Source organism: Sulfidibacter corallicola (assembly GCF_017498545.1).
GTDB lineage: Bacteria > Acidobacteriota > Holophagae > Acanthopleuribacterales > Acanthopleuribacteraceae > Sulfidibacter > Sulfidibacter corallicola.
Window position 1 is genome coordinate 8986548 of record NZ_CP071793.1, and the last position, 17793, is coordinate 9004340.

Below are 17793 nucleotides of genomic sequence, written 5' to 3' on the forward strand. Positions count from 1 at the left end.
CCTCCTCGGCAAGGTGGACGGGGTCGGCATGCGTCCCGGCCCGATCATCCGGCCTCCAGGGCCGAATCGTTTGATTCCATGGAATCCAGTAGTTGCCGGGCACGCTTCGTGAGCGGATCATCGGCGCCGAGCACCTTCGACCTGCCGTCCAGGCAGGCCTCGATCAAGGTTCGCGCCTCTGCCTGCTCGCCGTGAGCGGCGAGGAAGCGGCCCAAACGCTCCATCGCGTACAAGGTCGCGGGATGGTCCGCTCCCAGGAGGGTGCGCCGTCCCGCCAGGAAGGCCGTCAAACCGACGCGCGCTTCGGCCTCGCGGCCCGCCTTCTCGAGCACCGTACAGAGATTGCCCAGCAGGGTCAGGGTATTGCGGTTCTCGACCCCCGCGACCTGTTCGAGCTCGCGGGCACGGACCTCGCGGAACAAGCGAATCGCGTCTTCATGACGGCCCTGCGCGCCAAAGACCCGAGCCTGGAAACCAAGGACCCGGACCGCCATCGCGTTGCCTTCACCCATCGCCACCAAACTCCGCTCGCGCGCCTCGTCGAACAAGGCGTGGGCTTCTTCGTAACACTGCAGCCGGCCAAGGATACCGGCATGGTTGATCATCGCCTCGAGGGTCTTTTCGTGATCGGCTCCCAGGACGCGTTCACGGGTTGCGACGACCCGGCGAAATACCGGCTCGGCGTCGGTGAAATTGCGGCTTCCGCGCAGCGCCCCGGCCAGGCCGTGCAGGCTCGTCACCGTATCGGGATGATCCGGCCCCAGTACCCGATCGCGACGGGCGAGTAATTCGCGGAACAAGGGCTCGGCATCGGCGTGCCGTCCCTGCCGAATGCGGATGAATCCCAAGACGTTCATCGCCGTCAAGGTACGCGGATGGTCCTCGCCGAAGACCACACGGCAACCGGCCACCACCTCCTCCTGGAGCGCGTGCGCTTCCGCCAAGCGGTTGAGCGAGGAAATCGTCGCGGCGAGATTGTTCAGGCTGCGCAAAGTCTGCTCGTGTCGATCGCCGAGACGTGCACGTCGCCCCGCCAGGACGCGCCGGTGTTTCTCCGCCACACCTTCGATGCGTCCCATTTTGAACTCGGCCTCGGCCAGAGCCTCGAGCGCATCGAGCGTGCGCAGGTCCCCGGCGCCGAAAGCGCGCTCACAAGCCGCCAGGTTCTCGCGGGCGAGCGCGTTCGCCTCCTCGTGACGGGCCAGTTCGGTCGCGATCTCGATCATCACCAGTCGGGTGGCGATGCGGTCGGGATGGGCCGGCGGAAAGAGCTCACGACGAATCGCCAGTGCGGTCCGGCCATGGGATTCGGCCTCGCGGAAGAGGCCCAGGCCCAGGTAGGTCGCTGCAAACACGTGGTTGAGTGCCGCTTTGGTCTCGGCTCGCCCCTCGAAATCGTCGCCGATGCGGGCTTCGAAGGTGGTGAGTAGGTCGCGCACCTTCACGTCGGGGCCCGCCTCCAGGGGACTCGGCGACGCCAGGAACTCTTGAAGCATGCGCACCGTGTGTTTCACGTGGGCCGCCTCGGCACCCGCGCGTTTCCATCCGGAGGCGGCGCCGACGATCCCGGCCAGAAGCAACAGAACGAAACTCCCCGCCACCCCCACCTGGAGCCGGTTGCGCCGGATGAACTTCTTCGCCTGATAGAGGCGGTCCGGCGGTGCCGCCCACAGCGGGCGACCCTCGAGGTAGCGTGTTAAATCGCTCGCCAGCGCCCACACCGACGGGTACCGTGCCTCGGGATCCGCCGCGAGGGCCTTGGCCACGATCCAACGCACATCGCCGGCAAGCAACTTCCTCAGGCTAACCGAGGTTTGCCCACGCTGCGCCGCGCGCGCCGACGTATCGGCGCCGGCCAACCTGGCGAGTAACAGCCCTTCCAACGGCACGGCAGCCTCGTCTTTGGCCCGCTCGTCATGGGCCGCCGGCCGACCGGCCAACAGTTCGGCCAGAATCACGCCGAGCGAGTAGACGTCGGACCGGGTGTCCGCGGGCAAACCGCGTGCCTGTTCCGGACTCATGTAGGCGCGCGTCCCCACGACCGCGCCCGTCCTCGAACGCACCGGGTTGGCCGGTTCAGCACCGGCTTCGGCACCCTCCGGCCCGGCCTCGAAGCGCGCGATGCCAAAATCGATGACCTTTGGCCCGGGCTTGCCGTCGATTTCAGTGATCAAGATGTTCGATGGTTTGAGATCGCGATGGATCACGCCCTTATCGTGGGCGAACTGGACCGTCTTGCAGATCTCGAGGAACAACCGGATCCGGTCGGTGGGTGTCAGGCAACGGCGGTCACACCACGCACCGAGATGTTCGCCCCGAATAAACTCCATGGCGAAAAAGGGCGCGCCGGACGGGGCGGCCCCGCACCCGAAAAGGGTGGCGATGCAAGGATGGTGGAGCTCGGCCAGCACCTGTTGTTCGTGACGGAACCGAAGGATCGAGGCCGGCGAGACCCGCTCCGGTCGAATCAGTTTCAAGGCCACCTGGCGACGAGGCGCCTCTTGTTCCGCGAGAAAAACCGAACCCATGCCGCCCTCGCCCAGCCGCGCCAAAACGCGATACCCGCCGATGACGGCCCCGGGTACCACCTCCTCAAGAAAGGACGAGGCCTCGTGGCCGATCATCTCCTCGAGCGAAGCACCCTGCTCGGTAGCCGCCACCAGGATGGAGCGCACCCATTCCGCCAGGGCGCCGTTGCCGGCGCAGGCCTCCGCGAGATAAGCTTCCCGGTCTTCGCCGTCCAGGTCCAGGGCGTGATTGTAGATGGCGAAAGCGCGCGTTCCCGGAACCTCCAAATCCATGTCACGTCTCCCCATTGCGAGATTTCCGCCTGATGGTACGGCGTCGCCGGCCAAAGGCGATAAGAAGGCACCAAACCAACCAAAGCTCTCATTATATCGGGGTGAGTCAAATTACATAGACCTTACCTATTCCCCTCCCTCTCCACACCTACTCGCGGCTATTTTTTTTCAAGAACCCGAGTAATTTTCACCAACCACTTACTCACCATTTGCGGCGACATCGAGCGACGAGAACCAACGGTTCCCCACACCCCCGCCATGCGATCAAGTTAAGGATTCAACCTTAGCGATCAGGCCGGTAAGCAAAGGTGTACCAGACGGTTTTCGTGTTTCGATTCGTTGGCAGACGGCGCGGGTACTTTCGGCCCGGCTCGATGCTGGTCCTCGCTCTTAAAATGATCCTGAAAAGAAACGGAGGGTCACGTTTCCGATCGTTAAAGACTCGACATGGGTCGATACTTCGAGGCTTGTCCGAACAATTCCTGTTGGGCTTCGGCGCCGATCTCTCTAGAGCACTCGGCCAACATTTTTTTGAGGAGCGCCGCTTCCTCATCCCACAGTTCTTTGGCTGAAGGGGATCGCCCGAAACCTTCGTGCTTGGCGTCAAACAAGCCGGACGCAAACACTTTTCCGCTGCCACGCTCGATGAAGCGGACTTGGACAAAACACTGAACCATGAGTTTCGTCAAACTGGGAAGGTTGTGAGTGACGGCCCAGTAGTTCGTTTTCACTTCGAGCACAAAGTCGAAATCGGGGTACTTCGTGGTGACATTCTCCCGTCTTCCTGAAAAGGTTCCGTGCCGATTGGAAATCTTCACGTCCATGTGGTAGCGATCAGCCAATACCCGAGCGAGGTGGTCGGCAACCGGGATTGCCGGGTCTTCAAGCTGGAAACGCGCGACCTTTGATTCTACGGGCTCGGATCGACCGAATATCTCTTTCGGATCCAACTCGTCTTTCATCACTTTGGCAAAAGACTTGTCGGCGAAAGGAACGGGGTCCCAGGTATGGACTACCAGCGTTCTCCCTTGCAACGATGTAGCTTCGGCTGATAGGGCCATTTTTTTAGGTCCACAACCCGCCAACATGATCATGCAGCCCACTACCAACGCTCGATTCATGATGTTTCTCCAATCTGCTTCACCACTGTCGGCTCGTGTCCACAAAGCCATGGCTGGGATCCGTTCTTCGTAAATGGCCAAGCTTCTACACGGAATTCACCATCGTGGATTCTGGGTCTAATATGACCAAGCGAGATTTGGTCGGGTTCGTGGTCAACTATCTGAGGGGGAGCACCTACTTTTCTTGTAAATATTTTGATTTCAGTGTATTGAGGACAAACAGGGCGATACCGGGCCTCGGAATTGAACCGGTGAGTCGCCGCCCGGGCCGGTGTGCCGGTCGTCCGGCAATCCAACCATCGTCAGTCTGACCACTGTGTTCTCAAGTGGGTAAGGTTAGACATTTAGAGCCACATCGGGCCCATGCTTTTTCTGGTTTCGATTCTTCATGCCTTCCCGATTTGGTTTGACGACGGCAAGACCCAGCGCAGATTGAATGTTCCCCTTTGTTTCAAGAGGGCCCCGAACCAGCAGGCCAACCCGTCCAATTTCGAGAACGAAACAACGCGAAGTGAGCCGGCCCGAGGAGCCCGCATTCGCGCAAGAGACATAAAGCCTGTAGATTGAGCAGGACCGGTATGATTCCGCAATTCCCGGCTTCCCGATCGATTTTTCTGGAGGCCTCGTCATGAACCTGCTTATGGACCCAATCCCGAACAAGCGCCCCTTCGAAGAAATCCTCGTTGCCACAAGGACCGACCGATTCGAAGCCATCCCGACCACTGCTTGGGTAAGTCGCATGAACCAACAGCCTCGCCCCCACAAATGGGGCCCATCGGCTGAGCGATCGAGGCCGCGATGGGCACCTTCAACACGGGGCCGGGATGGAGACGAGCGCCCCGGATTCAGATGGAGCCAGGGTTGCATAGGGACCCACCAACAAAAGGCCGCATCCAAAACTCTTTCCCCGCCCGATGCCGTTCACCATCGCCGTCGTGAACGCGGCCGGGTCCGTCACGGTCAACGCGCCCGCGAAGTCCACCATGCCCAAGGTCAGCCAACGCCCCTTGCGCCGGAAGGTGGCAAGACGGCACGCCGCGACACGAAGGCTTTCCGGATCGCACCGGAACCCATGGCGGTTCGCTTGATCGAGGAGCCACATCGCGCAGGTTTCCTCCAAGCTGGTGGCGTCTTGGGGATCGTGGGTGCGGATCAAGTCGAATCGTTGCCCGCGCGCCGCGCTGCCCAAGGATCGAGACCGCGTCGGATGCGCCCGTAGGGCGAACGGGAAGCTTAACCCCGCTTCCAGCTCCGGTAAATCGAACGGCGTCGAACGCAGGTCCCAGATCCCCGCCATATTCCGGGGCGGCCGCACCGACAACGCCGAGAAAAACGGCTCGCCCCGAACGAGATCGAAGCGGTACAGGAAATCTCGGTCCCGGTCGGCGTGGTCCCCAAAAAACTGCCAAACCACTTGGTGCGCCCGGTAGGCCGACCAGTCGGTTCCCGCCATCGTCACCCCGGTTTCCAAAGCCATCGTGTTGAAATGCAAATACGCCATGCCGCAGCCTCCCAAACATGTGAGATGTTGGGGAGGTGCAGCTCGAGACCCCCTCCCCTATCGGTACATAGGTATTTTTAGGCGTTCCTGGTTCACGCCATTTCAAGCCTTGCTTCTCGAAAAGGCCGGAACCTATCCCGAACTCCTGTTCGAGATAGGCTCCGGACAAGCATCCTGCCTTACTGGGGTAAGGCAAAAACGGCTACAGGTGGGGTCGGTTCGTTATTTTCGTGATCACCGACCACATAAACCCGGTCATCCTGAATGAACAGGCCACTCGGCTCACGCAGAATCGTCGGATCGATCCCGAACGTGCGCTGGATTTCCCCATCGAGGGAGATCTCGAGCAGGTCTTTGTAGGCATAAGAAAGCGCGTAGATTTTGCCGTCGTAGTATTGGACCCCGGCGGCATCGTAATCGAAAATACTGCCCTCGACTTCACCTTGATAGGAAAGCGTGCGGCGCGACAATTCATTGAATGCCGCATCGACCTCGAGCAGGATGTCCTCTTGATCTTCAGCACCATCGGACAGAAGGAAAAAGGAATTCGAATCCGCACGGTGGGTCAGTCCCGAAAACGACAAGGTCTCGCCATCGTTACCCGGATAGGCCACATCGAATTCTTCCCGATATTGGTAGGTGTCCATGTCCCGTTCATAACGGGCTACGTATCCCTCATCGGTCAATACATATACATTGGCGTCATCGCCACTGATGCCCTCTGTACAACCTTGGTTACATTGCACGTTCTGATAGTCGACATCAAACTGCCCCACACTTTGAAAGTCTTCATCGAGTTCGAAGACTTCCGCCTGATCGGTGGTGAGAAACCACTGACCTTGGGCGCTCCGCCAAATGCCGGAGGGCTGCTTGACATCTTCAGGCAAGCTGATGAGCTCCACCAGGGCCAGTTCCGCGGCATTTTCGATCGGTGAAACCCGTTCCTTGTGTTTGTCTTCAACCAGCACCAGGCTCAGGTCGGGATGGGTTGTGGCAATCAGGATGCTGTCGTCCGGCATCAGGTCGATATCGGTAATCAGGTCATTTTCGAACCCCAGCACTTGCCAGGACGACACAAAATCCAAGGAAAAATGCCCCATCTCGAATTGGTAAATCACATTGTCGCCAAGTGATGTGTCCACCACATAGACAGAGGTCTCATCCACGGCCAGGCCGTTGATCTCCATGGGGCGATCAAAGTCGTAGCGCGTGAAGCACCAGGGGAACCGCTTGTGCAACCGCAGCAGGTCGCCGCGGCAGGCATCATAGACCCAGACATAATCCGAGTCGGGCGTGGTGGCAATTTCGCTGAAGGCAAAGTGGCCCCAAAGGCGCCAGGTCCGTTCGATGCCCTGTGCCGTGTTCTTGTAAAAAACGTTCCGGCTTCCATCCACATACCAGTAAATACCATCGCCGTCGTGATCGAAATCGAGGGCCGCAAGCAAATCGTCGTCGACACTCCCGGGCGCATAGGGCAACTGGGTTTCATTGGCGTCGATGTGCCCATAGGCCCCGTTCCGTTGCAGTATTTCGATCATGGGCAGGCTGGTTTCCACGATGGTCGGATGGTTAATCGGTTCGTGGGGACCGTAGTCCACATAAAGCGATAAGGGAAAGTCTTCCTCCATGGTTCGGTGATCGCCGTCGGGTACCGTCACCGGAATGACGATGCCACCAAAGGCGCAAAGGGAAAAGGTCGTCAGCAGAAAATAAACAGATTTCATAAGAGCTCTCCTTTGTGTAGCGGTTCAAGGAAAGCCTAAGGGAGGGCCCGTGAAGCGGCCGTAAAGTGGAAGTCAAATGCAGGTGAAATCCATGCGGAAGGCGTTCCGGAGTTGGGTCGAAAGCTTCGCTGGTACGTAGTGCCGCTTGCATAACTTTTTTAAAACCACAGAGTCGCTGCCCAGGCCGGGGGCCCGGGTTTCAGGTGGGTAACTAATCGAAGCGAATCGTTTGGGAGTTCCCGCATTTGTGAGAGGGGCGTCGTTGCAGTAAGTTGGCCCGCCGGGCCGACATTTTTCGACGAACTCCCCGCACATCCGCCTTTTTAGGTTTTTATCTTTATCTTCGAGCTTTACAGAGTTTGTTACATAAAGAGTTTGTTACATAAGAGGTTACGGAGGCTGGTTCAGTGAGGCTGAGGGAACGCCTGCTTCACCAGCAAGGAAGAGTGGATCGGATGGTTACATGGAAGGTCGCAGATGAATCAAAGTTGATTCATGTTTGTGGCCGCTATTTATCATTGATGTATTTGTTGGATTCTTTGTAATCGATGGCCCAGCATGGCCTTGGCTCGCAGTTACGGATGTAATGAAGGTTTCCTCGGGACATCTCTCGTGCGTTTGCAAAGGTAGTTTCCAAAGGATAATTAAAATTCTCGATAACCAAATGTATTTCTTGAGTCATCCTCACCGGCAAATGGCGGTAAAAATCTCCGCAGGTACGTCGCACGGCTCTCCGTGAACTCCGCGAACTCCATGGTAAAAAAAGACTTACACGTCAACCCCTTGCACCGACAGAAAACCCCCTCCGCCCCACACTGTGGTGAAAACCCGCAGTCACCGTTCACCGCCAAGGCATAGTATTCTGTGGGCTCATGTCGTGCGAATGCGCGTCTTACAATAGTTATCTCTTATTGATACCCGTGAAAATACCGCTTCCATATTTGCGCACTGCCTGAAATTTAACTAAGATAGATGATATTCCTCAAAAAACTTGCCCCACCGCCTCCGTTTCCATAGCACGGGAATGGGTGCGTCTTTCCCTCCCCCACACCGATCAGCGAGGTATCACCATGTCGTCATGCGACCCCGGATGTTTTCCGCCCAAATGGCATCTCGACCACTTGCGGACCCACCTCCAGGCAGCGGTTTGCCTAGAGTTTTGGACCGTTCCTTATTACATGACCGCCGCCTACTCCATCAAAAACCCCGCCAGCCCCGCGTTCCGCTTGATTCGCTCCGTGTTCTACCAGGAAATGCTGCACATGCAATTGGCGGCCAACGTCTACAACGCGTACTTTGACAACTTCTCGTTTTTGCCCGAGTTCCTGCAATACGAGGAGATACCGGTCCTGAATTTTAATTTGGACACACCCAATCCCACCGAGATCTACCACCCCTACACCGCCGAGTTGGGACCGCTGGACCTGGCGCGCATCAACACCATGTGCTTGATCGAGTACCCCGATTGGGCCACCCACGGTTCGCCCAGCCTGCAGGAAGACATCTACCAATACGGTTCCATCGCCGAATTTTACCAGGCCACCTTGGTGGGCATGGCCGAACTGGTGGAACACCTGCGCGGCGGCCAACGCCAAATCGATTTCTTCAAAAACTACTACAACCATTTTGAGAACCAAACGGTGATTCACGACGGGCTGGACGGCCTGCGCGAAGCCCAGAACCTGATTTGGGCGATCACCGACCAGGGTGAGGGCCAGTACCAAGGCGATCGCGAGATTCCGCTCCAGTACCGGAACACCGCCGATGGCGTGATGCCGGCCTGGGCGCATTTCCGGAAGTTCTCCAGCATTCGGGCTCGGTTGCTGAGCGGCCGGGTCATCGAAGATTCACCGGTGTATTCCGGTGAGACCAATCCGGCGCCGGGAACGCCCGGGTACCAAGCCCAGCAGACCTTGATCGATAACTTCGCGGTCTTCCTTCAGGAGTTGACCGATCTCATCAACGGCCATGCCACCGCGGACTTCGGTTCCCTGATGCCGACCATCGGCGCCAACGTGCTCTCCTGCTGGCGTCACGGCGCCGTGCCCAAATTCTACCCCGACCCCAAAACGCAAACGGATCAACCGGGAACATAAGGGGGCCTCCCCCAGCCTTGAGATGAGGAGCATTGAAGATGACACAGGTTTTTCGCATTCACCCGGCGATCGGCTTCGCTAGGGTCGGCAACAGTGAAGAGTACTATCTGCAACCCGAAACCATCGCCGGGCTGCCCGTGCCCGACGGCCTACCGCCCACCTCCGGCGGCCTGCCGATCAAGGCCGGCACCGAAGACACGCCGATCACCTCCGACGACGTGCGCGACCGGTTCGGTCAATTGAAACGTCAGGCCGCCCGCTTCCGCGTTTTCGAATACGATCTCGAGAAAACCCCCGAACGGTACCCGAACCATGGCGGGCGAGAGCTGGAGCTGGGCAAGACGAAGGTCGACGGCAAGAACGTCGTCGACATTGTGTGGACGGTCCACACGGCCAACAAAAAGGCGAACAACTATGTATTGGAAAACCCCGAGCTGAAGCCCTTCGAGCAAATGATCGACGGCTATGCCCAGGGCGCCCTGCCGCCGATACGCAATCCCCAGGAAGGCGACGACCTGAACAATCCGGCCCGCATTCGCCGCCTGGTCATCGACCCCGGGCCGCGCGCGATCAAGGGCTGCAGTGCGCCCAAAGTCGATTTGGACCGGACCACGCCCGCGTCCTACGGCTGCGGCGCCGAAATCGTCACCAAATACGACTATCCCAAATCGTTTCCCGGCGATAGTTTCAACCGCCTGTACGCCCCTGACGGCGAAATCGATACCCTCGGCCAAATCGAGACGGACGAGCAGGGGCGCCTGATCTTCGCGCCGGCCTATGGCCGGGCCAACAGTTGGACCCGCGGCGATGCGCCGGGACCGCTGACCGAGCCGGTGGATAACGACGGTTGGTTCGACGATACCTGCGACGGACCGGTCCGGGCGGTGCTCGTGTTGGAGGACGGCTCGACGGTGGACACGGTCGGCGCCTGGGTGATTTCCACCGATCCCGGTTACGCGCCACAGACCCTGAACGTGGTGTCGCTTTGGGACGATATCTACGATACCTGGGTGCGCAAGCTCCAACTCGCGCCGGAAATCTACGACACGCGCTTCAACAAAAAGTACCAACCCGATTTCGCCGAACACATCTACCCGATCTTTCGGGCGGCGGCGTTGCAGCGCTGGAACACCAACCTGCCGGAACTGGCGATTCGATCCCACGATGCGGTGGGTGCGATTTCGGCCGACGACCACCCGGCCCAAACCATCCTCGGCGGGTTGGGCTTCATTCGCAATCCCAACATTTCCAGCCAGAACGTGGTCGGTGCCCCGCTGATGCCGCTGTCGCTGGGCGACCAGGGCAAACCGTTCCTTTCACCTTCGTTCACCCAGTATTTCTTCCTGGAGCAATGGAACGCGGGCACCTTCAAAAAGGGCGGATATACCCTCGGGAAGGGCGAGGCCCTGGATCGCGCCGTCCTGATGAACTGCCTGGGCGGTCGTTTCTCGCCAGGGATCGACATGACCTTCATCGTGCGTCAACCGGGACTCTACATCACCCACTGGAACTGTTCCGGCGTCGGCCCGTTCCGCATCAACGGCAAGCATTTCGATTACGCCGCGGTGCAGCCCTCGCAGCCGTTGTTGACGGAAGGATGGGTGCCGTGCCATACGCCGCTGGGGCCGCACATCGAGCCTGGCGATACCTCCAAGTTCATGTCAATCCCCTGGCACACGGACTACAACAGTTGTGCGGTTCACCAGACCGATCCCAACCCGGACGACAGCACCACGGTGTACTGGTCGTGGCCGGCCCAGCGCCCGGTGGCGGTCTACGTGGCCGCCGAAGCCAGTGGCGATGCTCTCGGGCCGCAACGGTTCTCGGTCCGCGGCCCTGGCACCTTCACCGATAACCCGGCGCAAGAAGGCCGCTACCAGGAGTATCTGGATTTCGTCGAGAACTGGCCCAAGGTGGGGATGATCATGACCGGCAGCCAGATCACGACCGGCACGTACGATCCGGAACATTTCCTCGAGGTGGAAAGCCTCCTGGATGCGCCCGGCGTCCAACCTTGGCCGCAAAACGCGAAACCCGATGACGATGATTGACCGTTGCGAGGTGGTCGTCCTCGGCGGGGGCCCGGCAGGCTGTGCCTGCGCGTTGGCCCTCGCGCGCCTCGGCGTGGCCGACACCTGGGTGATCGAGGCCGGCCGCTACCGGAATCTTCGGATCGGTGAATGCGTGCCGGCCGAAACGCGCCACCTGTTGCACCGCCTCGGCTTGATGGCGTCGTTCGCTGCAGAGGGGCACGCTCGCTCGGTGGGCGGATGCGCCCTGTGGGGCGGGCCCCGGCCGGGGTTCAACGACGCCCTGTTCAACCCACACGGACAGGGATTCCACCTGGATCGCCGGCGTTTCGATGCCTGGCTGGCGGCCCACGTGGCCAAAGGCCCTGGCCGATTGCGACTCGGCGCCCGCTTCCGCCAGGCGGAACGGCGCGGCGGGCGCTGGCTCGTGACGATGGACGACGGCGCGAAGTTGGAGGCCTCGTTCGTGGTCGACGCCACGGGGAGCAAAGCCGTGTTCGCCCGCCAGGTCGGCGCACGACGCATCGTTCACGACCGGTTGATTTGCCTGACGGGCTTTTTTGCCGGCATCGAGGGGGACGAGGTGCCCACCCAGACCTTCCTGGAGGCGGTCGAGGACGGCTGGTGGTACGGCGCCCGGTTGCCGAACGGCATCATGACCTGTGCGTTCGCGTGCGATCCGGACACGGTGCGGCGGGGCGCGCTGGGCGATCACCGCCAGTGGCTGATGAAGCTCCTGACGACCCGACTCCTGCCGCCGCACATCATGGGCCGTCCCCTGGTGGAGGGGAGCCCGTTCATCAAGGCGGCGCCCTCGTTCATCCTGGATCGAATCGCCGGCGACGGCTACGTGGCGGTCGGCGATGCGGCCTGTGCCTTCGACCCGATCAGCTCGCGAGGCATCCACAAGGCACTGAGCGACGGCATCGACGCGGCGGAAGCGGTGGCGGCCACGCGACAAGGCGAACGCGACGCCCTGGCGCGGTATGCCGAGGGCGTCGTCGCCCGCTACGAAACCTACCTAAAAACACGAACTTCCCTATACCGAGGAGAAGCCGACCGGCGTCAAAGCAGCTTTTGGCACAACCGGTTGAAGGATGCGCCAGGGTCGACCACGAACGGAGGGGGTGGGCTTTACGGCAGCTAGGAAGCGCCCCCAAGGCCGCTTGGGTGACGAACGGACGCGGCGGGTATCTGTCGTTTCGGCTTGGAAGGGTCCGCGGCGGGCGGTGGGGTTTCCGACTGGGACGCGGCCAGCTATCGAGGAATGAGAGATTGTGCTAATTTAGGGGAACCTGGTTAGACCTGTGACAATTCTGCGGTGCAACGATTCAAAATGGGAAGAGGATGAACGAGGGATGGCCTCCCTTAAGCAACATAGGTACCACTTCACAAAAACCGTAACCAATTGAAGATAAAGCCAGTTCCAAACCAGAGTGTTCCCCGCGCCCGCGGGGATGACCCGACCTATTGGCCCTTACTCGAAGAAGAGACGCCGTGTTCCCCGCGCCCGCGGGGATGACCCGGTGGCGGTTGCAGTGCCAGACGCCGAAATAACGTGTTCCCCGCGCCCGCGGGGATGACCCTTTCTACTAACAATCCGGATCCAAAAGCGAGTCGTGTTCCCCGCGCCCGCGGGGATGACCCGGTAATTCAAGAAGTCAATCTTATCTCTCCATAGTGTTCCCCGCGCCCGCGGGGATGACCCGTACCATTGAGCTAATGCGATTGCTCGGCTAGAGTGTTCCCCGCGCCCGCGGGGATGACCCGATACATGCCATCGGGAAATGCACGCCATATGAGTGTTCCCCGCGCCCGCGGGGATGACCCGCCCTTCGCGTTACCAGGGAGCCGAAACGACGGGTGTTCCCCGCGCCCGCGGGGATGACCCGACACGCTTGGTATATCGAAGTTCATGATATGCGTGTTCCCCGCGCCCGCGGGGATGACCCGACCGAGACCATTATCAACGTGATCGGCTGGGTGTGTTCCCCGCGCCCGCGGGGATGACCCAACGCTTGACTGCCATCGGTTACATCACTCGATGTGTTCCCCGCGCCCGCGGGGATGACCCGGCGAAAAGAAAAAGTGCTTTATGTGCTTGAAAGTGTTCCCCGCGCCCGCGGGGATGACCCCAGCCGGGTGAATTGCTGACGCGCACACAAAATGTGTTCCCCGCGCCCGCGGGGATGACCCGACTGTCGAATTAAATCCCCGGCAGCTAAGAGAGTGTTCCCCGCGCCCGCGGGGATGACCCAACTTCAATAGCATCCTGTTGAATTTCGGTTTTGTGTTCCCCGCGCCCGCGGGGATGACCCATTCGGACAAATACATTCCGTCGAAACACGCGAGTGTTCCCCGCGCCCGCGGGGATGACCCAGCGCAGAACAGACCAAACATCTCATCGACGTCGTGTTCCCCGCGCCCGCGGGGATGACCCGACGCGGCCTCGACGACCGCGTCATGTTGTGAAGTGTTCCCCGCGCCCGCGGGGATGACCCGAACGCGATGAGCGCGATTCTGGAGGCGTCCAAGTGTTCCCCGCACCCGCGGGGATGACCCGCACACGTCTCATGTCCTCTGGGTGCAAAAAACGTGTTCCCCGCGCCCGCGGGGATGACCCGTCACCTATAAAATGCTGGGAAGGTTCTGTGGTGTGTTCCCCGCGCCCGCGGGGATGACCCGCCACATCTTAATATGGCCTGAATTAGCTCGAAGTGTTCCCCGCGCCCGCGGGGATGACCCGGGATCGTTCTGGTTGAAGCTATCGAGGATATCGTGTTCCCCGCGCCCGCGGGGATGACCCGGAATCGACATGGAAAAATTGGAAGTATTACGGGTGTTCCCCGCGCCCGCGGGGATGACCCGGTACCGAGAAACGATAACTCTTCTCTAGTCGCGTGTTCCCCGCGCCCGCGGGGATGACCCGCTGGCCCAGAAAATGACGTTCGGTTCGGAAACGTGTTCCCCGCGCCCGCGGGGATGACCCGAGAACTAGGTTTGTAACAATCACATGGGATTAGTGTTCCCCGCGCCCGCGGGGATGACCCGTCTTTGTTGCTTACCTTTCTCGTATTCAAGGAGTGTTCCCCGCGCCCGCGGGGATGACCCGATCCCAGGCTGTTTCATTGGGGTTGTTGTGGTGTGTTCCCCGCGCCCGCGGGGATGACCCGACTATGAAGAAGTAAAAGATATTAATTGCGGAGTGTTCCCCGCGCCCGCGGGGATGACCCAACGCATAAAACTGAAAAAGGACGGCTATCATGGTGTTCCCCGCGCCCGCGGGGATGACCCGCACCAACGCACGTTCGGCTGTAGTAGCCATGAGTGTTCCCCGCGCCCGCGGGGATGACCCGTTTCGGGCAAAAATTTTATGGCATTATCAGAAGTGTTCCCCGCGCCCGCGGGGATGACCCGTATCCATGTGAGCCGAGAAACGGCAATAACAGGTGTTCCCCGCGCCCGCGGGGATGACCCGAATTCGCTGAATTTTTGGACCGTGAAGCAACAGTGTTCCCCGCGCCCGCGGGGATGACCCGACGGACAAATCTTAGGGCATAATGGTCAGCTAGTGTTCCCCGCGCCCGCGGGGATGACCCGGCACATGGCTTAGTGCCGGTATATACTACCACGTGTTCCCCGCGCCCGCGGGGATGACCCGCGTGTCACATAGTATCTCAATACCATGTGTCCGTGTTCCCCGCGCCCGCGGGGATGACCCAACAGGTGTGAAAATTGATCGAAAGCCATTGAAGTGTTCCCCGCGCCCGCGGGGATGACCCGATCCAAAATTTCTCGAACATGTGGACTGATTCGTGTTCCCCGCGCCCGCGGGGATGACCCGATCACCCGCTCTATCGTGGGTGAGGGTGATTGGTGTTCCCCGCGCCCGCGGGGATGACCCGGTTTGGGATTAACCATGAATAACATCAATCCGGTGTTCCCCGCGCCCGCGGGGATGACCCTTCTCGAGAAGCGGTGAGCGTAGATTGAACTGAGTGTTCCCCGCGCCCGCGGGGATGACCCGGCTTACGTCGATCCCGACGCCGCGTTCATGGGGTGTTCCCCGCGCCCGCGGGGATGACTGGTTAGAGCGAAGCTCACAGGAACTGGAAGTCGGGTGTTCCCCGCGCCCGCGGGGATGACAATTAATATTAGTGATTGGTATCGAGATGATACGGGTGTTCCCCGCGCCCGGGGGATGACCCGGCAATAGCGTCGCGACGTCCTTTTATCGTGTTGTGTTCCCCGCGCCCGCGGGGATGACCCCAGTTGTACTAATGGCAGATCCGTTAAGTGTGCGTGTTCCCCGCGCCCGCGGGGATGACCCCTCGCACTGGTAACGCGTCAACTTTTTGACATCGTGTTCCCCGCGCCCGCGGGGATGACCCGCCGTAGTTCCGCCATCCCATGATGTCCTCGATGTGTTCCCCGCGCCCGCGGGGATGACCCGTGAATGACGGGTTGCCTTTTTCCGTCAAACCAGTGTTCCCCGCGCCCGCGGGGATGACCCGGTCCCCTTTTTCAACGTCCGGCTGAGGCTCGGGTGTTCCCCGCGCCCGCGGGGATGACCCATCCGCGTCCTGGTGGGTCGCCCTGAGTATCACGTGTTCCCCGCGCCCGCGGGGATGGCCCGTCGGCCTCGATAGGAGCAACACGGCGGTTAGTGTGTTCCCCGCGCCCGCGGGGATGACCCCGATCGCGTCTTTGGGTCGGTTGGACAAACGTTGTGTTCCCCGCGCCCGCGGGGATGACCCGATACGAAGTTGCATTTCGAACTCGTAGGCTGGGTGTTCCCCGCGCCCGCGGGGATGACCCGAAATGACGGCCATATTGTTGGCGTGTCGATTGGTGTTCCCCGCGCCCGCGGGGATGAACGAAAAGAGTCTTATCGAGAAGCGAGCCCGCATCGGTACCGTGACTTCCGCTGATTCGCTTCTTGATAAGACTGGTTGAACGGAACCGTTGAGCCGAGCGGCGTTTCCCTTACCGCCCCTCGCTTACCGCCCTGCTCCCTATGGGGTTTCTATGGAAGTACCCCGTTCCCTCGAACCGCCATCCTTGTCCGGAACCCATCACGCCTCGCGCTGCATCGCTCCGAATCGAAGTCGGGACGAACCAAGACCCTGTCGGCAGTTGAGCTTGGCCGGGTCCACCCGGCCGAGCACGTGGCCAACTTGAGTTCAAGCCAAGCTTTGGCCGTGATGCCTCTTTTTGGGCATCTCTTTTGGGGTCTAACTTCATCAGGCGGACTTTCACGGTGCTCATGAGGTGTCCCACCATTTTCGTCTCGCCCGGGTGACCACCACCCACGCAATCGGCTCTTTAAAGAACAAGGCCACGTGGTCGCACTTCGGACAGGTTCTTGGCCCAAGCGCTTGGTCCAACGACGGGTCGGAGGCTTCTGCCGTCTCGATTTCGGCAGGGTGGGTCGGACAGGTCGTTCCGGGTTGGGGCAGTTGGAGAACCGGGGTGCCCAATAGCTCGCGACACCGGCTCAGGCTCTCCGCCTTTTTGCGATGGCTCAGAAGGCCGGCGTAGCGAATTCGGACGAAACCGCGTGGCAATACATGAGCCAAAAAGCGACGCGCGAAATCACGTTCGGGCAACGTCATGACCCGACGTCGCCCCCCTTGGCGGTAATCTTTGTAGACGAAACGCACCATCCCGTTGACGTGACTGAGGATGCGCTTGTTGGAAATCGCGACACGATGGGTGTATCGACCGAGGTATTTGAGCACCTGCTCGGGCCCCCCAAACGGCGGTTTGGCGTAGACCACCCATGGCTTTCGATAGAGCCTAGATTTCAGTCTTTCCCAATAGCCCTCACCGCATGCGTCAGGAAATCGAAGCTGCTTGTCGTGGATCAGCTTGGCCAGGCCGCCAAGGTACTTTCCGCGAAACACGGGGCTCATCGCGCGGACCGGAAAGAGGTAGTCGGGTGACCGTGAGGCGATCCAACGCGACCTGTCGGGCGCCAGACCACCACCGGTGACAATGCAGTGGAGATGGTAGTGAAGGTTCAGCTTGCTACCCCAGGTGTGCAGGACCATCAGAATTCCGGGTTCCGCACCGAGATGCTTTGGATCCTTGGCAAAGGTGGCCAAAGTATCGCGAACCGAACGGAACAGCAAGCCGAGGGTGTGCCGGGGATTGTGCTGGACCAACGCATTGAGCTGTTCTGGTAAGGTGAATACGAGGTGGAAGTAGGGTACCGGCAACAGCTCGTCCATGCGTTGGGCGACCCAGCGGAAACGGGCGCCGCCGCCGCAGCGCGGACAATGGCGATTGCCGCAGGAATGGTAGACGGGTACCGACTCGCCGCAATGGCGACATGACCAGATCTCACCGCCAAGTGCGGGCGTGCGGCACTGCGCAAGATCCCGGAACACGCGTGCTTGCGCTCCCGTCAGGCCCTCCGCATCGAGAAAGGAGGGGCCGAGATGGGCAAAGAGGTCACCGAGTCGGGCGGTGGCTAGGGAACGGATCGGAAGACCGGGTCCCTTGCCGGACATGCCGG

General features: G+C 60.4%; 8 protein-coding genes and 2 CRISPR repeat arrays. Of the genes, 3 read left to right on the top strand and 5 right to left on the bottom strand.

What is annotated here, in order from left to right; translation table 11 throughout:
- Nucleotides 1-44: 44 nt before the first annotated feature.
- The 4 genes from J3U87_RS27285 to J3U87_RS27300 all read right to left on the bottom strand — a co-directional run bounded on the left by J3U87_RS27285 (nt 45) and on the right by J3U87_RS27300 (nt 7147).
- Entirely contained in the window at nt 45-2801 is a 2757-nt protein-coding gene (locus J3U87_RS27285; RefSeq protein WP_237378951.1) for a serine/threonine-protein kinase, read from the bottom strand.
- A gap of 434 nt (nt 2802-3235) precedes the next feature.
- On the bottom strand, nt 3236-3922 hold the full coding sequence (locus J3U87_RS27290; protein ID WP_237378952.1) for a hypothetical protein: 687 nt from the start codon (nt 3920-3922) through the stop codon (nt 3236-3238).
- A gap of 808 nt (nt 3923-4730) precedes the next feature.
- On the bottom strand, nt 4731-5423 hold the full coding sequence (gene cas6e, locus J3U87_RS27295; RefSeq protein ID WP_237378953.1) for a type I-E CRISPR-associated protein Cas6/Cse3/CasE: 693 nt from the start codon (nt 5421-5423) through the stop codon (nt 4731-4733).
- Nucleotides 5424-5602: 179 nt separating this feature from the next.
- On the bottom strand, nt 5603-7147 hold the full coding sequence (locus J3U87_RS27300; protein ID WP_237378954.1) for a hypothetical protein: 1545 nt from the start codon (nt 7145-7147) through the stop codon (nt 5603-5605).
- A gap of 1070 nt (nt 7148-8217) precedes the next feature.
- Between J3U87_RS27300 and J3U87_RS27305 the strand changes: the two genes are divergently transcribed.
- Genes J3U87_RS27305 through J3U87_RS27315 form a run of 3 tightly spaced genes read left to right on the top strand, consistent with a single transcriptional unit; the run spans nt 8218 to nt 12420 of the window.
- Nucleotides 8218-9243, top strand: a complete 1026-nt coding sequence (locus J3U87_RS27305) for a ferritin-like protein (protein ID WP_237378955.1) — start codon at nt 8218-8220, stop codon at nt 9241-9243.
- A 38-nt stretch (nt 9244-9281) separates the two neighbouring features.
- Nucleotides 9282-11294 (top strand): LodA/GoxA family CTQ-dependent oxidase, encoded by a 2013-nt coding sequence (locus tag J3U87_RS27310; RefSeq protein ID WP_237378956.1) that lies wholly within the window; start codon nt 9282-9284, stop codon nt 11292-11294.
- Complete coding sequence (locus J3U87_RS27315) at nt 11281-12420, top strand: NAD(P)/FAD-dependent oxidoreductase (RefSeq protein WP_237378957.1); 1140 nt, start codon at nt 11281-11283, stop codon at nt 12418-12420. Before J3U87_RS27310 ends, J3U87_RS27315 begins: the two co-directional genes overlap by 14 nt.
- Nucleotides 12421-12709: 289 nt before the next feature.
- A CRISPR array of direct repeats spans nt 12710-15423; the repeat unit is 29 nt; unit sequence GTGTTCCCCGCGCCCGCGGGGATGACCCG.
- Between the two features lie 91 nt (nt 15424-15514).
- A CRISPR array of direct repeats spans nt 15515-16153; the repeat unit is 29 nt; unit sequence GTGTTCCCCGCGCCCGCGGGGATGACCCG.
- A 384-nt stretch (nt 16154-16537) separates the two neighbouring features.
- Here the strand turns inward: J3U87_RS27315 and J3U87_RS27320 are convergent.
- Nucleotides 16538-17788, bottom strand: coding sequence for an IS91 family transposase (locus J3U87_RS27320; protein ID WP_237378958.1), 1251 nt, complete (start codon nt 17786-17788; stop codon nt 16538-16540).
- Nucleotides 17789-17793: the final 5 nt, after the last annotated feature.